Raw genomic sequence first — 23,656 nt, forward strand, 5'->3', positions numbered from 1 at the left:
ATAAAACTTATAGGCTCATAGAAAAGTGTGAGATAAGTAAAATTTAAAAATAAAAAAATATAAGCTTATAGAAAGCTAAGACTTAGGTAAAATTTAAAAATCAAAGCTCATGACATCATATTAAGTGAGTAGTTAAAGAAAAATTAAAAATAAAAACTTATAGACTCATAGAAATCTAGTATTTAATTAAAACTTATAGACTCATATTAAGCTAGTATTTAATAAAAACTTATCAAGAGTGAAAGAGAAATCAATAAACTAAAAAAGACTAACCAAAAACCAAAACAAATAAAAACATTATATAGATAGAAGAAACATTTCTTATAAACTTACAAAGAATAAAAATATAAATCTTTAGATAGGAATAAAATATAAAATAAAAAGTTTTCATAAAATTTTTTTGTAGAAGAAAGAATATTAACAAAATATTTTTGGTAAATTTTCTTATATTCACAGAAAATCTATAAAAATCATGTTTATATGATAGAAAATATTTATAGATATTAAGCTAAATATATTAAAAATTTTAAAATCAAAGCTCTAAAAACTAAGAAAAGCCTAAAAATACCGAAAAAAATATATAGGGCAAGACCAATTAAAACTTATCTTTTTATTATGACCAAAATCCTTGGAAAAAGCTGTACAACTTAGTAAATATCGAACTTATAATAAAACCTGAATTAAAAACTTTATAGGTTTAAAGGAAAAACAGACTAATATTAATAGAAAACAATAATAGATTACACTTTATTAAAAGAATGTATAAAAAAAGTACAAAATTACAAATGAATAAAAATTATACAAAATATACGACATCAAACTAGCTACAATACTAAATCTCGCTGAAAAATATGTACTAATTTGGTACAATGGATACATATAAATATAGTCCATAAGTATGCATTTTTATTTATTTTTTTAATTATACAAACTATGGGCGACCTTATAGGAGGCGATATATAAATAAAAGTTTAATATCCAAAAAAATTTAGAAAGGAGAGAAAAATGGATAAAAAACAAATAAGTAAAAGATGTTTAGCATTATTTTTATCGCTTATCATGATAATCGGTATAATGCCTCTAAATATTTTTGCAGAAGTCGAACCGGCCAACTGGGTCGACGACGCACAAACAGCGAGATACTGGCCAATACCCCACCAAGGTAGACTGGTTAAGGTATCTTCAGCAGAAGCATTAAAGAACCCAACCCTAAGATACATCGGGGGCTACACTAGACCGGACGGCAGAGAAGTAGTAAGATTAGCTTTTGGCGGATATCTTACTATTACATCAGGAGTTTGGAAGAGGCTTATTTTAAAACCAGACAACAATTTAAATGCATTAATAGACTGGGACGAGTCTGGCATGGGTAAAAAGATGCCGGGACAATTTCCTAACAACCATGACGGCTGGAGTTTTAATAATGAGTTTATTAGGTTTAAACCCTTATCAGCCCAACAAGGTGGCTCAGGCAACTTACATGTAGTTGATTTAGGCTTAGATGGTACACAAACTACAAATGCACCACTACAATATGTTAACTTTGAAACGCCAATAGACCTAGTTCTTAAAGCGGGACAAACAGTTAAAAACTTAGACAAGAACCCATTAATACAAATGAGATTGACAGATGATAAGTATGAGAGAATATACTCTACAATTATAGAAGAGAATCAAGAGGTTCCATACTCATCCTATACTATTTCGACTTTCATACCTGTAAGAGTAGATTTAAAGCAAGGCATACTTAATACGGACGTAGTACGTAACTATGAAAACACTTTCCAAACAGCTTCATCTTATATTAAATATAATGAAGAAAAGGGTTACTTCGATGTTTACATGAGAAGAACTCAAGGTCAAGTAGGTTCTGTAGCTGACGTAGGTGGCTCTATGAACTCTGGAGATACTAGAAACAGGGGCGACTACGGATTTATGCAATCCTTTGACGAAAGCTTAATTGATATTCTAAAACCTCAAGATGAGTCTAAAACGGTCATTCAATTATTCTCAGCAGATGGAAACGATAAAATCTATAATGCATCTGAAGACCCAACAGTTCCAAAGCCTGCTAACAGAATAGACTATTCTTTAAACGATATTGAAAGAAAAAATGGCGTCGGTATTGTTAAGTATTCAAGTAATGATCCTAACAAAACCTTCTTACCAGGAACACCTACATTAACAGGATACGGTAACTCTACAGTAGTTAGATACTACGTTGACAAGGACAAGCTAAAAGAAAAATTCGGATCCAGCGATATCATTTCCTATGAATTCTTCTCTACACTATTTGCAACTAACGAAACAGGGGTTGAAGAATTTAAATCCGTTCCAAGAAATGAAGATATCAATCTGAAACGTGGAGATACTATTGACATTCGTTTTGACGGTAGACGTGACCTTATTACTTTAGGTACTTTTGATACCAACGGTTCTTTTATCCAAATCGGCGATGATCAATACAAAATAAGCCTTAGAACTACTGGTGATAAAACATCATATACTGGTGGACTTCTATTGGGTGGTAAAGACTACATGCGTAAGATGACTGTGTCAGTTCCATTCGATATCAAAATCAAAAAAGATACACCTCTTACCATCTTCTCAAGAAAGACAAAAATGCAAGAAGTATCACCTGGTATGACAGTTACATTTAACTACTCAGACAAGAACCTTTCTGGTGGGACTATTACTAAAAGTAAGACTTACAGATTTGAAAGACCACTTGTAGAAGGATACACAAGAAATGAAAAGGGCGAAATCTTTAAAGATGGCCAAAAGATAAATAATCCTAACGATTCATTGTTTATAGACAACCACGACCCACTAATGAGTTCTCGCCAAGAAAACTTCGGTGGCGGTATCTTAACAAGAACAGCTGACGCACCGGATATCGACGAAATATTTACAGACTCCGAATACCTAACAGGTCGTTCAAAATACGATAGAGTGTATGTATATCCATACGATGCCAATAAGAACGAAGTTACTACAGCAAAGAGACTGGGAACTATCCAAGCAGCAGACAAAAAGATAGAAATGAATGTCAACGGCGACGATGTTCAAGGTTTTGAATGGACATCAGCATCAAATGACGCAGATCACAAGATAAATTCAAGCTACTGGGCAACAAAGGACATGCCACTTTACTTCACAAACCAAGACGTTCTAGCAAACGCACTTGAGAGTAAAGACCCTGTAGTGGAACAAGTTCAAGCCAAGGTAACCTTTGATTTAAACGGGGGTACACTTGACCAAAGCGTGCTATCTTACAAGGGTGTAGATAAAGATAAAAAAGTAGGTACAGAACATGCATATCTAAGTAATAGAACTAACCAACAAGAACCTGTTGTGCGTATTGCACCAATGAACGAAAAATTCGCTAACCAAGAAGGCTATGTAGCTAACGGTTTTGAAGGTGCCAATGTAGACTTAAAAGACCACAACGGCAAGAACTTTGAAAAAAATATTGCAGCATTAACAAGTGCAATTGCAGAAGCATCAGGCGAAAAGAAGACAAAACTTCAAGGCGAATTAGAAAGAACTAAAAAAGCTCTAGAACTTAGAAAGTTTGTTGAAAAAGATCCAAAAATATCAGGAAAAACATTCCTAGGATGGACAACACAAAAACTCACAGGTACACCACAAGAAGTTACAGAAGCTTTCATAAAACTTAAAGAAGCAGACTCAGTTGATAAGTATATCAGTGGAGACAACTTAATCTTTACTAGCACTTCACCAATAACTAAAAACATGACTGTATACGCAGCTTATGGTTCACCACTTGTAACTTTCCACACTAATCCACCAGCTGGATTGAAAGGCAAAACTGACGAAACAGTAACACAATCACTAACAGAACAAAACCTTACAGACCGCACAGTTCGTCTACAAAAGAACTGGGGAGATCCTAAGTTCAAGATGGAAGGCTACTCACTAGTAGGTTACTCAACAGATCCTAACGCAGATATACCTGATGAAAACAAAACAGGAACTGGTGTTAACGTTGATAACTACCTTCGTGACGGAGACCAATACCCACTAACAGCAGACCAAGTTAGAGATGGTGTTGACCTATATGCAGTTTGGAAGAAGAACTACCATGTAGATGTGAAAAAAGTTTGGGAAAGTGAAGATTTAAAAACAAAGAACTACGAAAAAATAAAAGTAGGTCTTTTAGCAAGACCAGCAGTAGGAGCAGCAGGTTTCGAAATTGTAGACCAAAATGCAGTATACAGACCAGTACCTGGATCTGTACAAGCTTTATCTTCAGCAACGCCAAAGACTGGCAAGATTAACTGGAACAACCTACCTTCCTATGACGAAGCAGGTCACAGAATGTCCTATATTGCAGTTGAGCTTACAGATTCAACTGAAAAACTATTTAATGCAGGTAGTATAAACTACAAGGACTACGGGGCAACCATTGTAAACACCAACCAAAACGAAGGTAAAGGTGGATACAAAGTCCAACTTGTAAATACTGACGGCGTTGACTCAATGTCAGCAGCTACAATGCGTAGTCACTATACAAAAGATGGAAGTCTTATTAATCCTAACGAAAATAAGACTATGAAATACTTCGACACTTACGGTTATTCCATCACACTTACAAATAAAAAGGTAGATGTTCAACCACCTACAATCGATCCGATTAAGTATGATGCTACACAGGTAGTTGTTAGAAAAGTTGGAGATCCAAGCAAGATTGTTACAACTCTACCAGACGGTAAAACAGTAACAGTTGTTAAGCATACAAACGGTAACTATGTATTTGACCAAGTCAGCAGTACTTTCACAGGAACTGTGACTGTTGATAATGGCGTAATTACTATTCAAACTGGCAAGTTGACACCAGGAGATATAGTTAAAGCTCAACAGTTTAAAGTAATTGGTCAAGCAGAAACTCCATCTGCAATAACAGAAGCCAAAGTTGAAGCTCAACCAGTTTCACACAAGGTTGAAGAAAAAGAACAACTTCCAAAGGATGAAAATGGCAACGCAGTTGTGGAATTCAACGTACCGAACCATCCACTTCTACCACCTAAGGCAGGATCAAAGTATACTTTAGGTTACTTTGAAGGAGAGGGCGAAGAAAAGAAATTCGTTCCACTAGCACCAGTTGATGCTACAGACAAAATAGATCCAGTTGTTCTAGACAAAGATATGGTTTCTGACGACAGAACCGAAGTTAAGAAACAAATCTTAATACCTGCAGATAAGTTCGACCAAATCAACAAATTGAAGGAACAAGGAATAGAGCTTGTTATCCAATCTGATGAAGAAGGCAAGAAGCCTAATTATTCAGACGGATTTACCCTTGACTTAACAGCTCCTACAGCTGAAGCGAAAACTAAAGAAGACATGTGGAGACGTTGGGTAAATGTAGACCTATCTAACTTCAAAGAAGATTCACAAGTTATTGTAGTTAAGTACAAGAACAATGCAGGAACTCAAATCTTACGTCTACAAAATAAAGCAGAACTTCAAGCTACTATTGAAATGCTTAACAGAAATGGCTTTAGTAACGCTGACATTTCACTAGAAGATAGATTTGGAAACGCAACAGCCCTTGATCCTCAATACATTCCAAGCAAGATTATCGACATCATGGTTCGTAGAGAACGTATTGGTAAAGACTTCGTTCAAGTAAAAGCCTATGAAGAAGGCGTAACTGTTACAGTAAGAATTTACAATCCAGAAGATTTTGAAGCTGTAAGAACAAAAGCTGATGGCTATCTATCAAAGGCTAAGGTTACGACTCAAGCAACTGTTGGTAAGAAATATCAAAAGATTATGCTAACAGACCCTCAAGGTAATCCTTACAAACTACAAGCGGGTGAAATTATTGAAATTATTGGTGTTAATGAATCAGGTGCATACACCAACCCATATGCAAAAGTATTAGGCCAATAAAATCCAATGATAGGATAAAATTTACTATATAATAGAAGAAAGTTGCACAGGGGGAGAAAATTCTCCCCCCAATAAAAAAGGAGGAATAATGAATAGTACAAAGCAAAGATTAATGACCTTGCTTTTAGCTTTCCTTATGATAATCACCTCTCTACCCTTGAACGTCTTAGCGGCTTCAGGAGTAAGTAGAGATAAAAAGGAAATCACTGACATTAAAACTGTCGGAGACAAGCAAGTTATTAATCTAGGTAATGTAAGAGGAGAAAAACAAGAACTAAAATTTTTCTCAAGAAGCGCTAGACTATTTGGAGCTACAAACCAACAAGCTCGCTCTTCCAGCGAAACCGTAGCTCAAAATGTTGAAATTAGTCTAGATACTCTAGGCCTAAACCTTGGAAATGATCAATTTGATCCTTCAGCACTAACTGAAGTAGGTTCATTTGATGTAAAGATTACCTTCCAAGAAGTAGGTGGTAGAACAGAAACAAGAACGATGACCTTCCAAGCGGGAGAAACTAAGAAGACTGAAACTTTTTATCTTCCAAAGGACTTTGGCCAAGGTGTTGTTAAAGCAGAAATCCCTAAACTTAAGGACACTATAAGCCTAAGAGTTTATGTAGGAGCTAACAGAACAACAAACTTCAACTTGGGTCAAGACATGACTTATAAATTTGAGCTAACTCAAATCATACACCCGGTAATTGACTTAAAAGTTGTAGACCCTTATGGTAAAGAACTTCAAGAAAACATTAATCAAGACTTAGGATTAAAACTAGCTTTAGAAGACGAGCATGAATTTAATCTACTAGCGAATACAAAGACATTTAATATTAGAACCCTTGCTGACTTTGCAGGTGATGATATTGCAGACTTAAATGAAGTTGGATCTAATCCTACCTTAAGTCTTACAACAGAACTTGACGCAAACAAAAAACTAAAAGTCGGGGACAAGACTTATAAGTTAAACAAAATAACTTATAACGCCATAGGCCAAGAAGTTGAAATCAATGGTCAAAAGAAAAAAGTTGGTGGCTACATTGAATTTGCTACACAACCAAAGATTATCGTTCCAACACCAGACGATGAAGGCAACCTACCAAAGACACCAGACGGCTACAAACGCTTAAGCTTCCACGCAGAAACTAAAGCAAATGCCAATGATGGTAAATTTGAGAATGGTGAAAAACTTAAAGTAATCGACGTTCTAGAAGGTACAAAATTTAATGACAAAGAACTACTAGCAAGTATTGCAAAAGTTAAAAATCCTACGCCATTATTAAATGGTAGTCCTGATGATAACAAGAAATTCCTAAAATGGAATCCAGCAATTCCTACTGCTGAAACAGAAGGACAAGTTGCCGACACAGACTTTTGGCCTGTTTACCTTAAAGACGGTGGAGAAATTACACCGGGCGAAAAACTTCCCGATGGAGTATTCGAAGTTAAGGTAATCAAGGACGACACCATTGCAGCAGATCCACTATATGGCAAGTCTTACGGTGTATTCCAAGGATCAAAACTTGCAAGAGACAAGTTCCCAGATCTAGAAGCTGCAAAAGGTCACCAAAATCCAAAGTGGACTACAGAAGCTGATGCACCAGCAACAGGAATGGTTGACATTGTAAAACCTTGGACAAAGGTAATCACAAAAGCAACAACATTTAAAGCAACAGCTGGAGCAGACGCTGCAACACAAATCGGTAAAGATGGACTTAAAGCAGTAGACACAACAGCTCTACAAGGCCAAGACCTACCAGAGAAGTTCTGGAATGATGGTGTTGCACTTGCAGATAATACACCTGCAGATAAGAAAGCTGCATTCGAAGCACTTCTTAAAGATGCAACAGTTACAGATAAATCATCTAGAAATACTGATACAGCTGGTACATTTGAAGGTACCCTACTAGTAACATTCAAAGACGGTTCAACATTAGAAGTTCCAAAACAAAAACTTATTGTAAAACCAAACACAGTAGAAGTAAGCTTTGACAACGAGGTTGGTGACGATGCTAATGCACCAAGACACAAGGAAACTATAGTCAAAGGTAATGTAACATCTACTTCAGGCTATCCTGTAAAAGGCGCAAAAGTAGAAATCAAGGACGAAGCTGGTAATGTAATTGGTATTACCCTAGCAGATGAGAATGGTAAATTCACAGCAGGTACAAGAGAACTAAAAGCTGGAGAAAAACTTACAGCATCAGTAACTCTACCAGATTCAAAACTTGCAGCTGAATCTGCACCAAAAACTGTTAAGCTAAACCCTGACAGATTAAATGAACTTCTACCAATTGCTAAGGCACAAAAAGAAAACTTTAGTAAAAAGCAAAATGCTTTTATTAAGCAAAAATTAACTGACTTAGAAACTGCAATTACAGCAGCTGAAAAACTTGTTGATACTAATGGTAAGGCAGTTGAAGCAGATACAGATGCTAATCAAAAAGCAATTGATACAGCAGTTACAAACCTAGAAGATGCTCTAAAAGCACTAACAGCTAACATCCCACCTACTATTTCAGGTCCAAAGACTCACGAAATATTTGTAGGTCAAGACCTAGATCTTAAAAAGCTAGTTGACGTAACAGACGCAGACGGATCAGACGACTTAGTTGTTGAAAACGGATCAAAGGTTAAGGTAGAAGTTAAAAAAGTAGAAGGACAAACTGAAACACCAGTTACAGATCTTTCTACTATTAATAAGACTGTAGGAACTTACAAAGTAACTTACACTGCAAAAGACAAAGCAGGAGCAGAAGTTACTCACGAAATGACTCTTACAGTTAAGGAAAGAACTACTTCAGCAATTGAAATTACAACTGACCCAACTAAAATGTCCTACCTAATCACTGAAAAAGATGGCACAGCTAAACTTAACCTTGAAGGTATGACATTAAACCTAGTTGATAATCTTGGTAAAAAGACAGAAGTTAAATTAAATGATCCAAAACTAAAATTAAAAGTTAATGGTCGTGAAGTAGCAAATAATGCAGAACTTACACTTGCAGATGATGTTAAGTTTATCGAAGTTGAGTACACACCAGAAGGAAGCCAAACTCCACTTACAGCCCAAACAAAAGGCGTTCTTCGTGTAGGTCCAGATTATGATGGAGATAAGGTAGACGATAGAACACAAAACTTTGATCCTGATAAGATTGAAAAACTTGAAGTAATCAAACAACCACAACTTGACTATATTGCTAAAGACAAGTCAGAAGACAGTAAGTTCAATCTAAACCTTGAAGGCATGATCGTAAGAATGACTGACAAGGCTGGCAAGGAAAAACTTGCAATAGTTAAGGAAGGTAAGTTCTACGATTACGACGAACAAACAAAAGAAATCACACAATTAACTGCAACACCAGCCCATGGTGCAACATTAACACCAGAAACATCTGCAACTGAAAGAGGTGACAATGGTAAAACTGTTGAAATCAAAAGCTCAAATGGTAAAACTGCTAATACAGAACCATTAAAAGTATTCTACGATGCTAACAAGGATGGCAAGCCTGACCACGGTCAAGACCAAAAAACTCCAGCACCATCAGCAATGGCTAGAAACGTTGGAGAAAATCCTACAGGCACAAAAGTAGAAGGTATGGCAACGCCAGGCGCAGTTATTAAAATTACTGATGCTCAAGGAAAAGTTTTAATAACTGATCCAACAGAAGTTAAGGCAGACGATAGCGGTCATTACACTGCAACTATTAAACCAATCCTTGCTGACGGTACAGACATCAAAGTAACAGCAAAACTTGGCGAAATGGGCGAATCAGACCCAACACCAACAAAGGTATTTGACGACAAAAACGACAACAAACAACCAGATAAGGACGAAGGATTCAATATTGAAAAAGCAACAGATATTAAATTTGTTGACCAACCAGACCTAACTTACCTTGTTCCAACAAAAGATACAGAAGTAACATTTGATGGTAAGGATGGAAAAGACAAAGCAATTTACCTTGAATTATCTTACAAGAATGGTGACAAGACAGAATCCAAGATCATGACTCTAGAAGAATTGATCAAGGATACTACTCACATCTCTGTAACACCGGCAAATGGTACAAAAGATAAGATCGGCAACGACCCAGCAAACCTTGTTGGCAAAGCAATTGATGTAAAACTTGTAAAAGCTGATAAAACAGCAACATCAACAAGCAAATTTGCTATAAAAGTTGACGCAAACAATAACGGCATAGCTGATGAAGAAGAAACAACAGCAACACCAACAGTAACTGCTAGAAACATTGGAGAAAATCCAACAAAGACAACAGTAGAGGGAAAGGCACCAAAGGGATCAACAGTTACAATTAAGTACACTCCAGAAGGTGGACAAGAAACAACTAAGACTGTTACAGCTACAGATGGAACTTACAAATTAGAAATTGAACCTAAGCTTCCAGTTAATACAGAAGTAAAAGTTACAGCAAAAGATGGAGAAAAGAAAGTTTCTCCAGAAGTCAAAACTCAAGTCTTTGAAGACAAAGATAACGATGGAAAAGACGATAAGTCACAAAACTTCGATATCACAAAAGCAGATAAGATTGAGATGGTTTACGACCCAGCTAAGATGAACTACCTTGTAACATCACAAGATGGAACAGTTAAACTTGAAACAAAAGGTATGGTAGTAAAAGTTACAGACAAGGCTGGCGTAGAAAAGAAATTCACTGCAGAAGAAATAGCTGCTGACACAACACACTTCACAGTAGAACCAAAAGAAGGAACTGACCTTACAATTGCAGCCAATAATGGCAAACCAATTAAGGTAACTCTAAATGTTGAAGGTGCAACTACTAAAGAAGCAAAGACATCTAACCTATCAGTTAAACTTGATGCTAATAACAATGGTATTGCTGACGAAAAAGAAAAGTTTGACATAGCTAAAACAACTAAGGTAACTATCATCCAAGATCCATCAAAGATGAACTACCTAGTTAACGAAGCTAATGGAACAACTCCATTCGAAACAGCAGGTGTAGTTATCAAGCTAGAAGATGCTAGTGGAAAAACTGTAACTTACAACGCTGAAGAACTTAAGAATCTTACAGATAAGATTACACTTTCACCAGCAGAAGGAGAACAACTTGGTCTAGACAACGGTAAGACTAAGACAACTCCATTCACAGTTACTATAACTGGAGCAGAATCTACTGACAAACCAACAGCAACTGGTGGAAATGTAAAAGTTCAACTTGACGCTGATAAAAACAGAATTGCTGATGAAGACGAAAAGTCTGAACAAGCAAAAGATGTTAAAGCACTTAACCAAAATAAGGTTGATCCAGAAACTAAAAAAGTTACAGACCAACCAAAAGACACTACAACTGTAACTGGTAAGGCTAAACCAGGATCAACTGTTATCATTAAAAATGAGTCAGGAGACCAAATTGGTAAAGTAGAAAAAGTTGGCGAAGACGGAACATTTACTGCTGAAGTTACAAAACAAGAAGAAGGTAAAAAAGTCAAAGTTGTTGTAACTGAACCAGGTAAACAAGATTCAGACCCAACAGAAGCTACGGTAGTAAGAGACTCTGACAACGATGGTGAAGACGATACTCAAGCAGGTCAAACAGAAAGGCCAGCTGCTATCGCATCTAATATTGGCAAGAAACCAGAATTCACAACAATTGCTGGTGAAGCTGAAAAAGGTGCAACTGTTACAGCTAAGGTAGGTAAAGAAGTAGTTGGAACTGCAACAGCAGACTTAACAAGTGGTAAGTACACAATACAAGCTAAACAAAACAACGCTCCTATAAAACAAGGAGTTAAGATTGACGTAACAGCAATATTAGCACCAAAGACTGAATCATTAAAACAAACTGTAGTAGTATTTAATGATACTGATGGAACTGGACAACCAGACTCAGCTAAGAACTTCGATCCTAAGAAGGCAACAGGAATGCAAGTAGTAGCATCTCCAGACAAGATGGTTTACTCTGACGGAGATAAATTAAATCTTGATGGACTAAAAGTTCTTCTTACAGATGTAAATGGAAATCAAAAGATTTTCACATACAATTCTAAAGATAATAAAGAATTTACAGATGCAGGTCTATCAGTTGACTACAAACAAAATCAAAAATTAACAAATGATGATAACGGTAAGAAGCTTACAGTAACTTTAGATACTAAAGGTAATACACAAGTAACTGAAGCAGTAACAGGCGAAACACCAACAGCACTTACTGTAAACAAAAACCAATCAGCTCAACCTACAGATGTAGTTGCAGCTAACCAAGCTGACGAAAAAGTTACTAAGGTAAAAGGTAAAGCTGTTAAGGATGCTGTAATCAAGATTACAGATGCTAATGGCAATAGCCTACTTCCAGATAACACAACTCTTAAAGCTAATGATCAAGGTGAATTTGAAACTGATCTAAACAAATTATTAGATCCAGAAACAAAAGTATTTGTTACAGCAACTGAATCAGGAAAATCTGAATCTCCAAAGGCAGAAACACCTGTTATAAGAGATAAGGATGGAAACTGGAAACCAGATACAGGAGCAAAACTTTCAACGCCAGTAATCGATCCAATAAGAGAAAAAGATGAAAAAGTTGTAGTAGCAGCTCCAAAGGCTAATGACAAGATTCAAACAATCGAAGTTTCAGACCAAAATGGAAAAACTGTAACACTTACAAAAGACTCTACTGGAAACACTTGGACTGTTGTAGGTTCAGATCCAGTAGTTAAAGTTACTGAAAAAGATGGCAAGCTAGAAATTCCTGTAAAGGATAAGCTTCCACTAAACGACAGAGACCAAATCAAAGTAACATTTAAAGATGGCGAAAACCCAGCTAATGAAGCTTTCGATAAGGCACCTGTTCAAAAAGCAAGTCAAACACCAAAAGTTGACCCTGTTTACACAGGCGATAAGAGTGTTAAGATTGCCGACCCAACAGTAGCAGACCCAACAGCTAAGACTATTAAAGTTAAAGTTGGAGAAAATGATACAATGGTAATTGAGAAACAAGCTGATAATAGTTGGAAAGTTAAAAACAATCCAAATGCTAAAGTTGAAGTAAAAGATGGTAAAGTTGTAGTACCGCTTGAAGATAAAGCTAAGAAAGGTGATGTTATCAAGGTATCTACAATCAACGATTCAAAAGTTGAATCACCAAAAGCAGAAGTTACAGTTATAGATAAAGAAAAATCTACAACACCAACAGTTAACCCTGTAGCTACAAATGATACAAAGATTACAGGTACAGCAGGACCTAATGCTGATGTTGTTATAACTATTACACCTAAAGACGGTGGAACTCCAAAAGAAATTGTTACAAAGGCTGACAAAGATGGAAACTTCTCAGTACCATCAGAAGGACTTAAAGATGGAGACACAATAGTGGCAAAGGCAACAGAAAAGGATAAAGCGCCTGCAGAATCTGCTCCAGTAACAGTTGGTGTTGACAAAACCAAATTGATAAATGCAATTGATGATGGTAACAATGCCTTAGACCCAGATAAGGGTGGAAGAAATGACGGTACACCAGCAGATAAAGCTTTAGAAAAAGCAATCGAAGAAGGCAAAAAAGTTAAGGACAATCCTGATGCAACTCAAAAAGATGTAAATGAAAAAACTAAAGCAATTGAAGATGCTATCAAGGAAAAAGAAGAAACTGATAAAGCCTTAGACGAACTTAAGAAAGCTAAAGAAGAACTTGATAAGACTATTGAAGATGCTGAAGCTGATGAAAAGCCTAACGAAGCAATAGACAATGGTCGAGATGCAAGTGATGATGCTGATACTGTTATTAATAATAAAGGCGAAGGAAAAACTGCAGCTGAAATCAAAGAATTGGTTGAAAAGACTAAGGAAGAGAATAGAATTCTTAGACTTCCAGCAATTCAAGTAACAATAAACACTGCTGTAAACAACGGTAATGATATAGTATTTACTACTAATCCTGGACGATGCAAGGTTACTATAACTATAACACGTAAGGATAGAAGTAAAGAAACATTTAATACTGAGACAGGTCCAGGAGGTACTGGATCAATCAGCTTGGATAAACCATTGCAAAGTGGGGAAACTGTAAAGATTAATGCTACAAGAATTACGGATAGTAGACCAGATCCAGATTTTCTTGATAATTATACAAGTACTAGAGTGTAATTTAGTGCTATAAAATTTTATGGAGGTAAGTATGAAGAGAATTACAAGTTTTCTTCTTGCCATTCTTATGCTTGTCAGCCTAATACCGGCTGACATAGCATATGCAATGGAAGATGAAAAATTGGATGTTGTCTTATTAAATGATGGGCAATATTTGATTAGACTACCAGGAGTAGATTATACTAAAGCTAGATTAAATGAAGATTTGCCAGACATCAATCCTGAAGACAATCCTAAAGAATTCAACAAAAGAACTATTAAGGTTGATATAGCAGAATTGGTTGTGGAAGCAACTAATGTTCAAAGTGTGACTGTAACAGTTACTTGTGATGAAGCAAATTATTCTAGGGAATACGTTATGCAAAAAAAAGATTTTGGCGAAGATAAAGGGATTAAAGTCCCTGTCCCTAAAGACAAGTACACACCTATTATTTTAGTTAAATTTGATGATGGTAGAGATACTAGATATTTAGTTGAAGCTAAAAATAATGTAACAAACGTTGTAAAAATCAATATAGATTTTCTAGGACATACTGGAGTTGCAACTAGATGGTTTGGAAAATCAAATAAGCCTGATGTTGAAGCAAATTATCTTGGACTAAATAAATCTGCACACAAGTTTAGTTTGCCGAAAGTTGATCAAAACATGGTTTTGAGAAGTCCATCTAATACTTTTGAATGGAGAGGACACGATAATTTAGTTCTAAATCCTATTGTTCCAGAGGCAGATATAAGAGCAAATGGAATTGAGACAGCTAGAAAGTTTCATCTTGAAATACAAGATGCATTACAAGGACAATTAGCGGATTCAAAATACTATTTCCAAATCACTGGGGAATCTTATACACACAAAGGTTTCACTGCTACTATGCGTGAAAAACACACAGTAGATTTTGATGCAGGTGATGGAACTTGGAAGACTGCAAAACCAGCTCAACAATTTGCAGCTAATGGACTTAAACTTAATGAAACATTCATGGAAGCACCTGATACAATTGGACCAGTAACAATTCCAAGTAAGGATACTTTAACACCACCAGAAGCAGAAGCAGGCAAACCAGCGAAAAAATTCGCAGGTTGGTCAACTACTAAAAATGGCCCTGCTGTTGATATGTCAACATATAAAGTAACAGGCGATGTAACTTTCTATGCATTATACGAAGAAGAAGAACAAGGTAAAGTTAAAGTAGAATACAAAGATAGCAAGACAAATGCTGCTATTGATTCAAAATACCAATTAAAAGGTCAAGAGTACCCTGCTGAAAAAACTGGTGACATGGACAAGGCTATTAAGGATGAAGTTTTTGATACAGAAAAGGCTCCTAAATTTTTAGGATACAAGATCAAGAGTATTACAACTGATCCAGTACCAAATCCACCAGCAACAGCAAACTACACTAAAAATGGAGATTACACTGTAATCTACACTTACGATAAGCTTGATGACATTATTCCAGAAAAGAAGAATGGTCAAGACAATCCAGATGTAACTCCAGGTGTTAAAGAACATTATGCTAAGGTAACTTACCAAGTTGCTGCAGCAGATGCTGAAAAAGCTAAGTTACAACTTGACAATGCTGATGCAACTTCTCCTCTCGTTTACTATGTAAACCCATTAGAAGGAAAGAAAATTTCAGAAGTTGCAAATGTAAAAGCTGTTTCAAAGGATACAAATCTTTACAAAGTTGATGCTAATGATATGTGGACATTTGATCCAGATTCAATTACAAGTACAAATCAAGAGATTTTACAAGTAAGAGACACTCAAGATAATGTTGTTAAAACGGAAATTACTTTAACAGCTAAGGTAGCAGACACTGACGCTAAAAAGTACGGCGATAAACTTGAAGCTCAAGACATTGTTAAATGGGTTGGAGATCAAGTTGACTGGACAAAGGGAGTAAAACCAATTGAAGGTGTAACTTTCAAGAATGTTGAAGACTTATCTTCAAGAAACACATCCACAGCAGGTGTATTCCCTGGTAAACTTAAAGTTACTTTCAATGATAAATCTACAAAAGAACTTGGCAATCAAAAACTTATTGTAAGAGCTAAGAAAGCTGACAAGGTAACTCCTAACGAAAATGACCCAGGAACTTATCCAACAGATAAAGTAGAAGTTAAATTTGTTGCTGGTGATGGAATCAAATCACTCACTCCTGCGAATAAGGTAATGGTTCTTCAATAAAGAAGAAAAATTAGCAGATAATGATTATCCTATAGTTACTGTAAAAGATAATTACAAGACTAAGACTAAAAATATAGATTACTATGATGTACAACCAAACACAACTTTAACAGCTCCATTAACTACAGTTACAGCTACTGCTGTTGAAAAAGGTACAGGAAGTGCAAAAGTTGAATATCATGCAGGAGCAAATGATATTACAGCTAAGATAGCAAATCTTAAGGTTGATGGTCAAACTTATCCAGCAGATAACAAACTTACAGGTACAGAAGAAACTGCAATAGATGTTGCAAAGATTACTCAACCAGACCTTATAGGTTATAAGAAAGTTAATATTACAACTGAACCGGCTACAGATGCTAAGTACACTGAAGCAGGAACAGCAAAAGTAATCTTCAATTACGAAAAGATTGACGATATAATCGGACCTGTTAATCCTGGTGATAAAATACCTACTGGTTATGTAACTGTTGCATTTAAAGCAGCTACAGGTGCCGAACTGGATCCAGGTGAAACTTCTTACTTTGTAAATCCAAAGGCTGAAATAAAAGCTAAGATTTCTAAAGTAGGAGATAATTACCAAATCTCTGGTAAAAAAGCAGACGGTACTGATCTTACTGGAAATGTACCAGCTGTGACTAGTACGGATGAAAACAAATATGAAATCCAATATGCGGATGGAGAAGCTAAGAAGTGGGCATATAATAACTTTGATAAAGTTGGTAAAGATATAACAACTGATACAACTTTCACAGCTCAAGTTATAGAATTTGGCAAACCAACTGTAACTTTCCCTGATGTAGAAATCGAAAAAGGTGGATCTAAGGTAGTTACTCCTGAAGTTAAGGATAAATACAATAAGAAGATAGAAAACCCTGGAAAGCCAGAAGTCAATGAAAAACCAAATGGTGTAACTGTTACTCCAAATGACGATGGTACTGTTAAGATTGAAGTTCCAAAAGACTATACAGGAAGTGGAACTTTTACAATCAAAGTAACATACAAGATTGATGGAAAAGATGTTCCAGGCGTAATCACAGTTAAAATTAAAGAAGATAAGAAACCAGAACCAAAGCCTGAACCAGTTCCAGAAGTAGAAATACCTGGAATTAAATATAAGGATCACTACACTCCAACATACCCAGTTTATGTAAGTGTACCTGATAAAGTTATTCCTGAATTCTTCACTCACGAACAATATATCTTTGGTTATCCAGATGATACAATTAGACCAGATGGAGATATGACAAGAGCAGAAGCAATAGCAGTAGTTGCTAGACTTCAAAAGCTAGACCTAAGCGACAAGACTTCTAATATCTATAAAGACACTAAGGCAGGCATGTGGTATAACGCCGCAATCAACGCTGCATTTAGAGAAGGATATTTATTAGAAAAAGAAGGCGAAAACATTAGACCAAATGACAAGATCACAAGAGCTGAACTTGCATTACTAATTAGCCACATCGACAAGAAGAACGACAAAGTTGCTCCATTTGAAGATGTGAAAGGTCACAAGTTTGAAGCAGCAATTAACCAAGCATATGGTAACGAAAGAATTAAGGGTTATCCAGATGGAACATTTAAACCAGACAATTCTATAACAAGAGCTGAAGTAGCTACTATGTTAAACAAATTGTATGACAGATACCCTGACAAAAACTTTATAGATGCAAACCAAAATCTAGTTCACAATTACAAAGACATGTCATATAAAGGACACTGGGGTTATTATGAACTTGTAGAAGCATACCATACTCATAAATTTGCAAGACTTGCAAACAATATGGAAGAATGGAAAGCTATAATCAAATAATTTTGATTTGCTAGAGAAAAAGGACTCAATTATGAGTCCTTTTTTAGTGAAAATTTTGAAAGTTATTTGTAATATTAGTTGGTAAATTATTTTATGGAGGAATATTTTTAATGAAAGAAAAAGAGTGTCATATGTTTAGAATATTTGAAGAAACCAGGAAAGGGTTAGATTTATTAAAAAAAAATATTGAGGAGATTTTTACTAAAGAAAGAGATAAAAAAATTTATAACACAATAAGCTTATTGTTAAGTGCAATTGTGTTAATATTGGGTATTCTAGTATACAAAAGCATTGTGGAGCTTAACATAATAATGGAAAGTAAAAAACAAGGGTTCCCTGCTGAAAAAATAATAATAACAATAATACTGGCCTATTTATTGATATTACTCATAAGTATTATATTCGTTATCATATTTAGAGAATATAATAATTGCTACAAATTATTGTTACTAACAGCTTACCCAATGATTTTCATAGGTATTTTTGTTAATATGTATTATATCCCTAGAAATAATAATACTTTATTCATATTCGGAGTGTTTATGATTTTCATTAACTTAATAACCATGACTTTTTTGTGGGGTTTATTTTTAAGAATTTTTCCAATTGATAAACAGCTAACGTTGAATTGGATTATAATTTTATTTCTTGTTCCTAAATTTATTATTGATTATATTAACTATTGGATAATTAAAAGAAATAGAATTCAAAAGATTATTAAAGAAGGATATTTGGATATAAAAGAAGATATTAATACTTTAGATTATAGTTTAAGGTATCTAAAACATTTGATTTATAGAACTCAGCTACTATTACTAATAATTATATATTATTTGGTTATTGTAAATCCTGAGGCATATAATAGTATTGGTACAAACTTTATTAACGCTGTCTCAGTTGTTACTATAGGGATGTTATATCTTGATAAGAGAAAACAATGGTACTTATAAGAATATGATTTTTTATAGTCATTTAATAGGATACAATAAATCTTTGATTAATAGAGCAAAAATTTTCATTTTACTGTTTATAGTATAAAAACATCGGATTTTCATCTTTAATCAATTGTTATGATATTTTAGAAATAAACGAAATGTAATGATAACCTAAGACACCGGATTATGATGTCTTTGAGTTTTACTTATAAAACAGCATTAATTTATAGGGATAATATTGTTTCGTTATAGGTATTTAAAATTAAACATTAACAACTTTAATATGGATTCGAAAAATCTAATGGATACTAGAAGATTTATAAATTATAACATTAAATTAAGGACGCAAAATCAAAAGCAAGATACAAATTACGTTTTATTTGAGACGCAAAAGCAAACGTAAATCTTTACGTTTGTTTTGCTTTTTTTTAGTTAATAGGTTTTAAAATTAATTGCTACACAAATAAAAATTTTAAAAGATTATTTATTAGAGAATTTTATAAAAAGACTACTGAGAAAAGTACTGAAGCATATTTTTGGTTAGAAAGTGAGATGGAGAAAAGAATAAGAGAATTAAAGAAATAAAGCAAGAAGAAAAACAAGAAGAAAAACAAAAAGCATTGACAAAGTGTTGACAAAACATGTTATTTTGATAGAATTAAAAAAAGGAGTTTAATTATGTCAAAGTCAGCGAATTTAAATATAAGAATGAAACCAGAAGTAAAAGATGGTGCAGAATATATATTAAAAAAACTTGGTATTCCACCATCTAATGCCATAGATATGTTTTACAGACAAATAATCATGAATAAAGGATTACCATTCGAGGTAAAACTTCCCAATGAAAGTTTAATAGATATTTCAGAAATTTCTACTGAAGAGCTTAATAATCTATTGGATGAGGGTTTTGAAAGCATTGAGAAAGGACAGTATCAGACCGTCGATGATGCCTTTAAAAGTATTTATGATGAAATAGAAAACTCATAGGTCTATATTATGAAGAAGTATGAAGTAATAGTTTCAGATTTAGCTAAAAAGGATATTAGAGATATATATACTTATATCTCTAATAATCTTTTCTCTCCAAAAGACGCTCTTAAGATTATAAAATTAATAGAAAAAAATATAAAAAATTTAGATGTAATGCCTGATTTAAAAAAATATGAGAAATATAAAGATAAAAATATTAGAATTTGTAGGGTAAAGAAATATCTTATTTTTTATGATGTAAATGATGACAAAGATCGTGTAGAAGTCACTAGAGTTCTTTATTCAGCGAGAAATTATGATGAAATTTTTAAGTAAATTTTTGAAAAGATTATAGATTTATGTAGACCTGTAGTTTTATTATAGGTCTATTTTTTATGATTTATAATCATAGTGTAATTATAATTTAAACTTTCTTTCAAAGTCAAAAACAAAGGCAGGATACAACTTACGTTTGATTTTACTGGTTTGTTGTGCGCCCATATACTTGGACCAAATACCAGAGATAATTTTTATTTTCTCTGGTATTTTTTGTGTTTTATAATATTTGACGAAGACATGCTAATGAATATGTATCAAAGATCAATTTTCAATGGGGTTATACATAGATAGCTCTAACTTGCAAAATAGTAATATTATAAGTATAGATAATAGTTTTTAATTTTTTATATAATTCTTTTAAAACACAATAATAAGGAGTTATTAAATGAGCTTAGAAGCATTAATTACTATTTATTTAGAAAACTGTAAAATTAACTTATCTAAAAAAACATTGAAAGCGTATAAGATTGATTTATTACAATTTAATAAAATAATTTGTGGAAAATCATATTTAGAAAAAGAAAATATTGAATATTATATAGGCTATCTTAAAAACAAATCGTATAAAACAAAAACCATTAATAGAAAGATAGCTTCAATTAAAGCATTTTTTAATTTTCTTCTATATGAAGATTTTATAGAAATAAATCCTTTTCATAAAATTAAAATTAGGTTAAAAGATTCTTTTACACTTCCTAAAATTATACCTCTAAAGGATCTAAATAAATTATTTGCAACAATTGATGATAGAATTAATGAGGTTGACAAGTCAAAATATGTGTATAAAGAACTGATCAGAGATAGAGCTATATTAGAATTACTACTTGCTACTGGAATGAGAATTAGTGAGCTATGCTCACTAAAAAAAATCAATGTTATATATTCAAATAATATTCTTAAAATATTTGGGAAAGGAGCAAAAGAAAGAGTTTTGCCTATTTTTCATTCAAAACTAATTAATGATTTAATCACATATGAAAATTTATTTAATGATGATTTAAAAAATTTTGAATATTTATTTATAAACAAAAGAAAAAATAAAATTTCAAGTCAATCGGTTGCGCATATGATAAAAAAATATTGTAGAATGGCAGATATAAATTTGAATATTACTCCTCATATGTTTAGACATACTTTTGCTACTATGCTTTTAGACCAAGATGTTGATTCTAGACAAATTCAAATAATTTTAGGGCATTCGAGCATAACTACTACTCAAATTTACACTAATATAACTTCAAAGAAGAGAAATGATATTATGAAAAACAAGAATCCTCTATCTATAATTTGTTAATTAGGGATAATTAATTATTATCAAAGATAAAGTGGAGGTGTAATATGCCAGATAAATTTTACAATGAATATAAAATGGAGATAGGATCTATTGTTGAAAAATTAAGGAATAATCAGATAGCTTTTTTCTGTGGAGCTGGTGCTGTGAGTGATTTCACAAAAATTACATGGAAGGATCTTTTTGATGGTAGTCTTGATTTAGACAATACTGATATTTTTGATTATTATAAATTAGCCTCTTATTATGAGCTTGTTAAAGACAGAGCTACTCTTTTACAGACTGTGACTGATAAATTTAATAAAAAACCCAATAATCAAAATTTTTCAAAGCATATAAAAAATCTTTTAAAATTACCTATAACAGAGTTTTGGACAACTAACTATGATGATATTATAGAAACAATGATTGAAAATAAAATAGGTATAAAACCATCTGTTATATACAATAGCAAAAACTTGAGTAGGTATAAAGAAAATAAAAAATATAAAGTCTATAAGCTTAATGGATCAATAGAGGATCTTGATTCGTTGGTTGTTACAGAGGAAGATTATAATAACTATTACTATAAGCAAAAGTTATTGTTTGAACATTTGAAAAAAGAGTTAGTTCTTAAATCTTTTGTTTTTTTAGGTTATAGTTTTGCTGATAAATTAGTATTAGATTGTTTAACTGAAATTAATCAAGTTTTTGACAAATCAAGTAACGTTCATTATAGAATTGCGGTAAAAGATAACAATAAGAAAAATTTCCAGAAATTAGAAAATGATTATTTTTTTAAATATTATAATATTAAAACTATTTATGTTAATAGTTTTGATGAGATTGATGATTTGCTAGAGCACATTTACGCTTTATACAAAATGAAAAATATATTTATTTCCGGTTCATTTAGAAACCTCACACCAGAACAAGAAGATAGAGCAAACAATTTATGCAAAGAATTGGTTAGTAACCTTATTAAAAATGGATATAATATTTACACTGGAGATGGAAGAAGATTGGGCTCATATATAATTTCAAATGCAACAAAAGAGCTTGCAGAAAAAAGTGTTATGTATATGCAGGAAAGGTTGAAAATAATGCCATATATTGACCATACCTTTACGAATAAAAGTGCTGATCATCCTGATAGAATAGATCACATTAAACGTATGATAGAAGACTGTTCCGCAAGCATTTTTTTATATGGTCAGTCTAAAGATGATAAGCCTAGTCAGGGAGTCATTGAAGAATATAATCAATCTAAAAAAAATAAATTGAAAATAATACCAGTTGCCTCTACTGGCTTTGCTGCTGAAAAAATATTAGATGATATGGAATTTCACTTAGAGGTGCCTCATTATTTAGAAGTTTATAAAGAAAAATTAAAAGATGAGAAACTTTGTGTTGAAAAAATAGCACAACTAATAATAGAGATTCTAAATAATAATAACCCTGCCTAATCAATATTGAGCAGGTTTATTATCATATATTCTAGTATTTGGAGTTCTCTCAAATCAGTGGATATATTAAGTTTATTAAACGAATAAAGCTTTTCAAAGCCAAAATAAAAATAATTTGGGATATTAGAAAAATCTAATTTGCCCTTTAAATATTTATATATTAAGTATAATATAGTCATTTTAGCGTTGTAATTATTTCTATCAACGCTATCATATGTTGATAAACATTCTTTTATATAATTATCATCAGTAGTTTCTGCTATTTTCTTTAGATTGTTATATTTTAGTTTTATAGTTTTATCATATAAAATCTTTGAAACTACGTGATAGACAGTATATATAGATTCATCTTTATAAGTTATGAATTTGCTAACATTTGTCAATAAAAATTTATAACATTCAGGAACACACTCTTCAATTATATCGTAAAAAATTGGGAAAATATGAATTTCATCTTTTTCTGCTCTTCTTCGTAGTATTTCAAGCTCTTTATTACAATAATCTCCAGATGAAAACTCTGGGCTTATAATTACAATTGCATATTTAATATCTTTATTATTAGCTCCATTTTCTATGTTCGTTTCATATCTAGCATCCCCTAGAAATATATCTTTTCTATCATACCAAATATCAAA

General features: G+C 33.2%; 10 protein-coding genes. 9 read left to right on the forward strand and 1 reads right to left on the reverse strand.

From position 1 onward, the window contains the following. Positions 1-1,005: 1,005 nt before the first annotated feature. The 9 genes from ACWPVO_RS02850 to ACWPVO_RS02890 all read left to right on the forward strand — a co-directional run bounded on the left by ACWPVO_RS02850 (position 1,006) and on the right by ACWPVO_RS02890 (position 23,021). Positions 1,006-5,919, forward strand: coding sequence for a hypothetical protein (locus ACWPVO_RS02850; RefSeq protein ID WP_454206385.1), 4,914 nt, complete (start codon positions 1,006-1,008; stop codon positions 5,917-5,919). Positions 5,920-6,007: 88 nt separating this feature from the next. Then, positions 6,008-14,041, forward strand: coding sequence for an Ig-like domain-containing protein (locus ACWPVO_RS02855; protein WP_454206387.1), 8,034 nt, complete (start codon positions 6,008-6,010; stop codon positions 14,039-14,041). 31 nt (positions 14,042-14,072) lie between these two features. Then, the gene (locus tag ACWPVO_RS02860) at positions 14,073-16,229 is read left to right on the forward strand and encodes a hypothetical protein (RefSeq protein ID WP_454206389.1); all 2,157 of its coding nucleotides are present in this window, start codon (positions 14,073-14,075) and stop codon (positions 16,227-16,229) included. Positions 16,230-16,863: 634 nt separating this feature from the next. Continuing rightward, entirely contained in the window at positions 16,864-18,042 is a 1,179-nt protein-coding gene (locus ACWPVO_RS02865) for an S-layer homology domain-containing protein (protein WP_454206391.1), read from the forward strand. Between the two features lie 110 nt (positions 18,043-18,152). Next, positions 18,153-18,992, forward strand: a complete 840-nt coding sequence (locus ACWPVO_RS02870; RefSeq protein WP_454206393.1) for a hypothetical protein — start codon at positions 18,153-18,155, stop codon at positions 18,990-18,992. Positions 18,993-19,655: 663 nt separating this feature from the next. Beyond that, positions 19,656-19,964 carry a type II toxin-antitoxin system RelB/DinJ family antitoxin gene (locus tag ACWPVO_RS02875; RefSeq protein WP_454206395.1) on the forward strand — a complete coding sequence of 103 codons (309 nt, stop codon included), beginning with the start codon at positions 19,656-19,658 and terminating at the stop codon, positions 19,962-19,964. 9 nt (positions 19,965-19,973) lie between these two features. Next, a complete protein-coding gene (locus ACWPVO_RS02880) occupies positions 19,974-20,282 on the forward strand; it encodes a type II toxin-antitoxin system RelE/ParE family toxin (RefSeq protein ID WP_454206397.1) in 309 nt (102 codons plus the stop codon). 388 nt (positions 20,283-20,670) lie between these two features. Further along, positions 20,671-21,579 carry a tyrosine-type recombinase/integrase gene (locus tag ACWPVO_RS02885; RefSeq protein ID WP_454206399.1) on the forward strand — a complete coding sequence of 303 codons (909 nt, stop codon included), beginning with the start codon at positions 20,671-20,673 and terminating at the stop codon, positions 21,577-21,579. A 44-nt stretch (positions 21,580-21,623) separates the two neighbouring features. Continuing rightward, positions 21,624-23,021 (forward strand): SIR2 family protein, encoded by a 1,398-nt coding sequence (locus tag ACWPVO_RS02890; protein ID WP_454206401.1) that lies wholly within the window; start codon positions 21,624-21,626, stop codon positions 23,019-23,021. On the opposite strand, the gene ACWPVO_RS02895 is transcribed toward ACWPVO_RS02890, so the two are convergent. Continuing rightward, a complete protein-coding gene (locus ACWPVO_RS02895; protein WP_454207179.1) occupies positions 23,018-23,650 on the reverse strand; it encodes a TIR domain-containing protein in 633 nt (210 codons plus the stop codon). The genes ACWPVO_RS02890 and ACWPVO_RS02895 overlap by 4 nt on opposite strands. Positions 23,651-23,656: the final 6 nt, after the last annotated feature.

The sequence above is a fragment of the Peptoniphilus sp. Marseille-Q6390 genome, assembly GCF_965119475.1.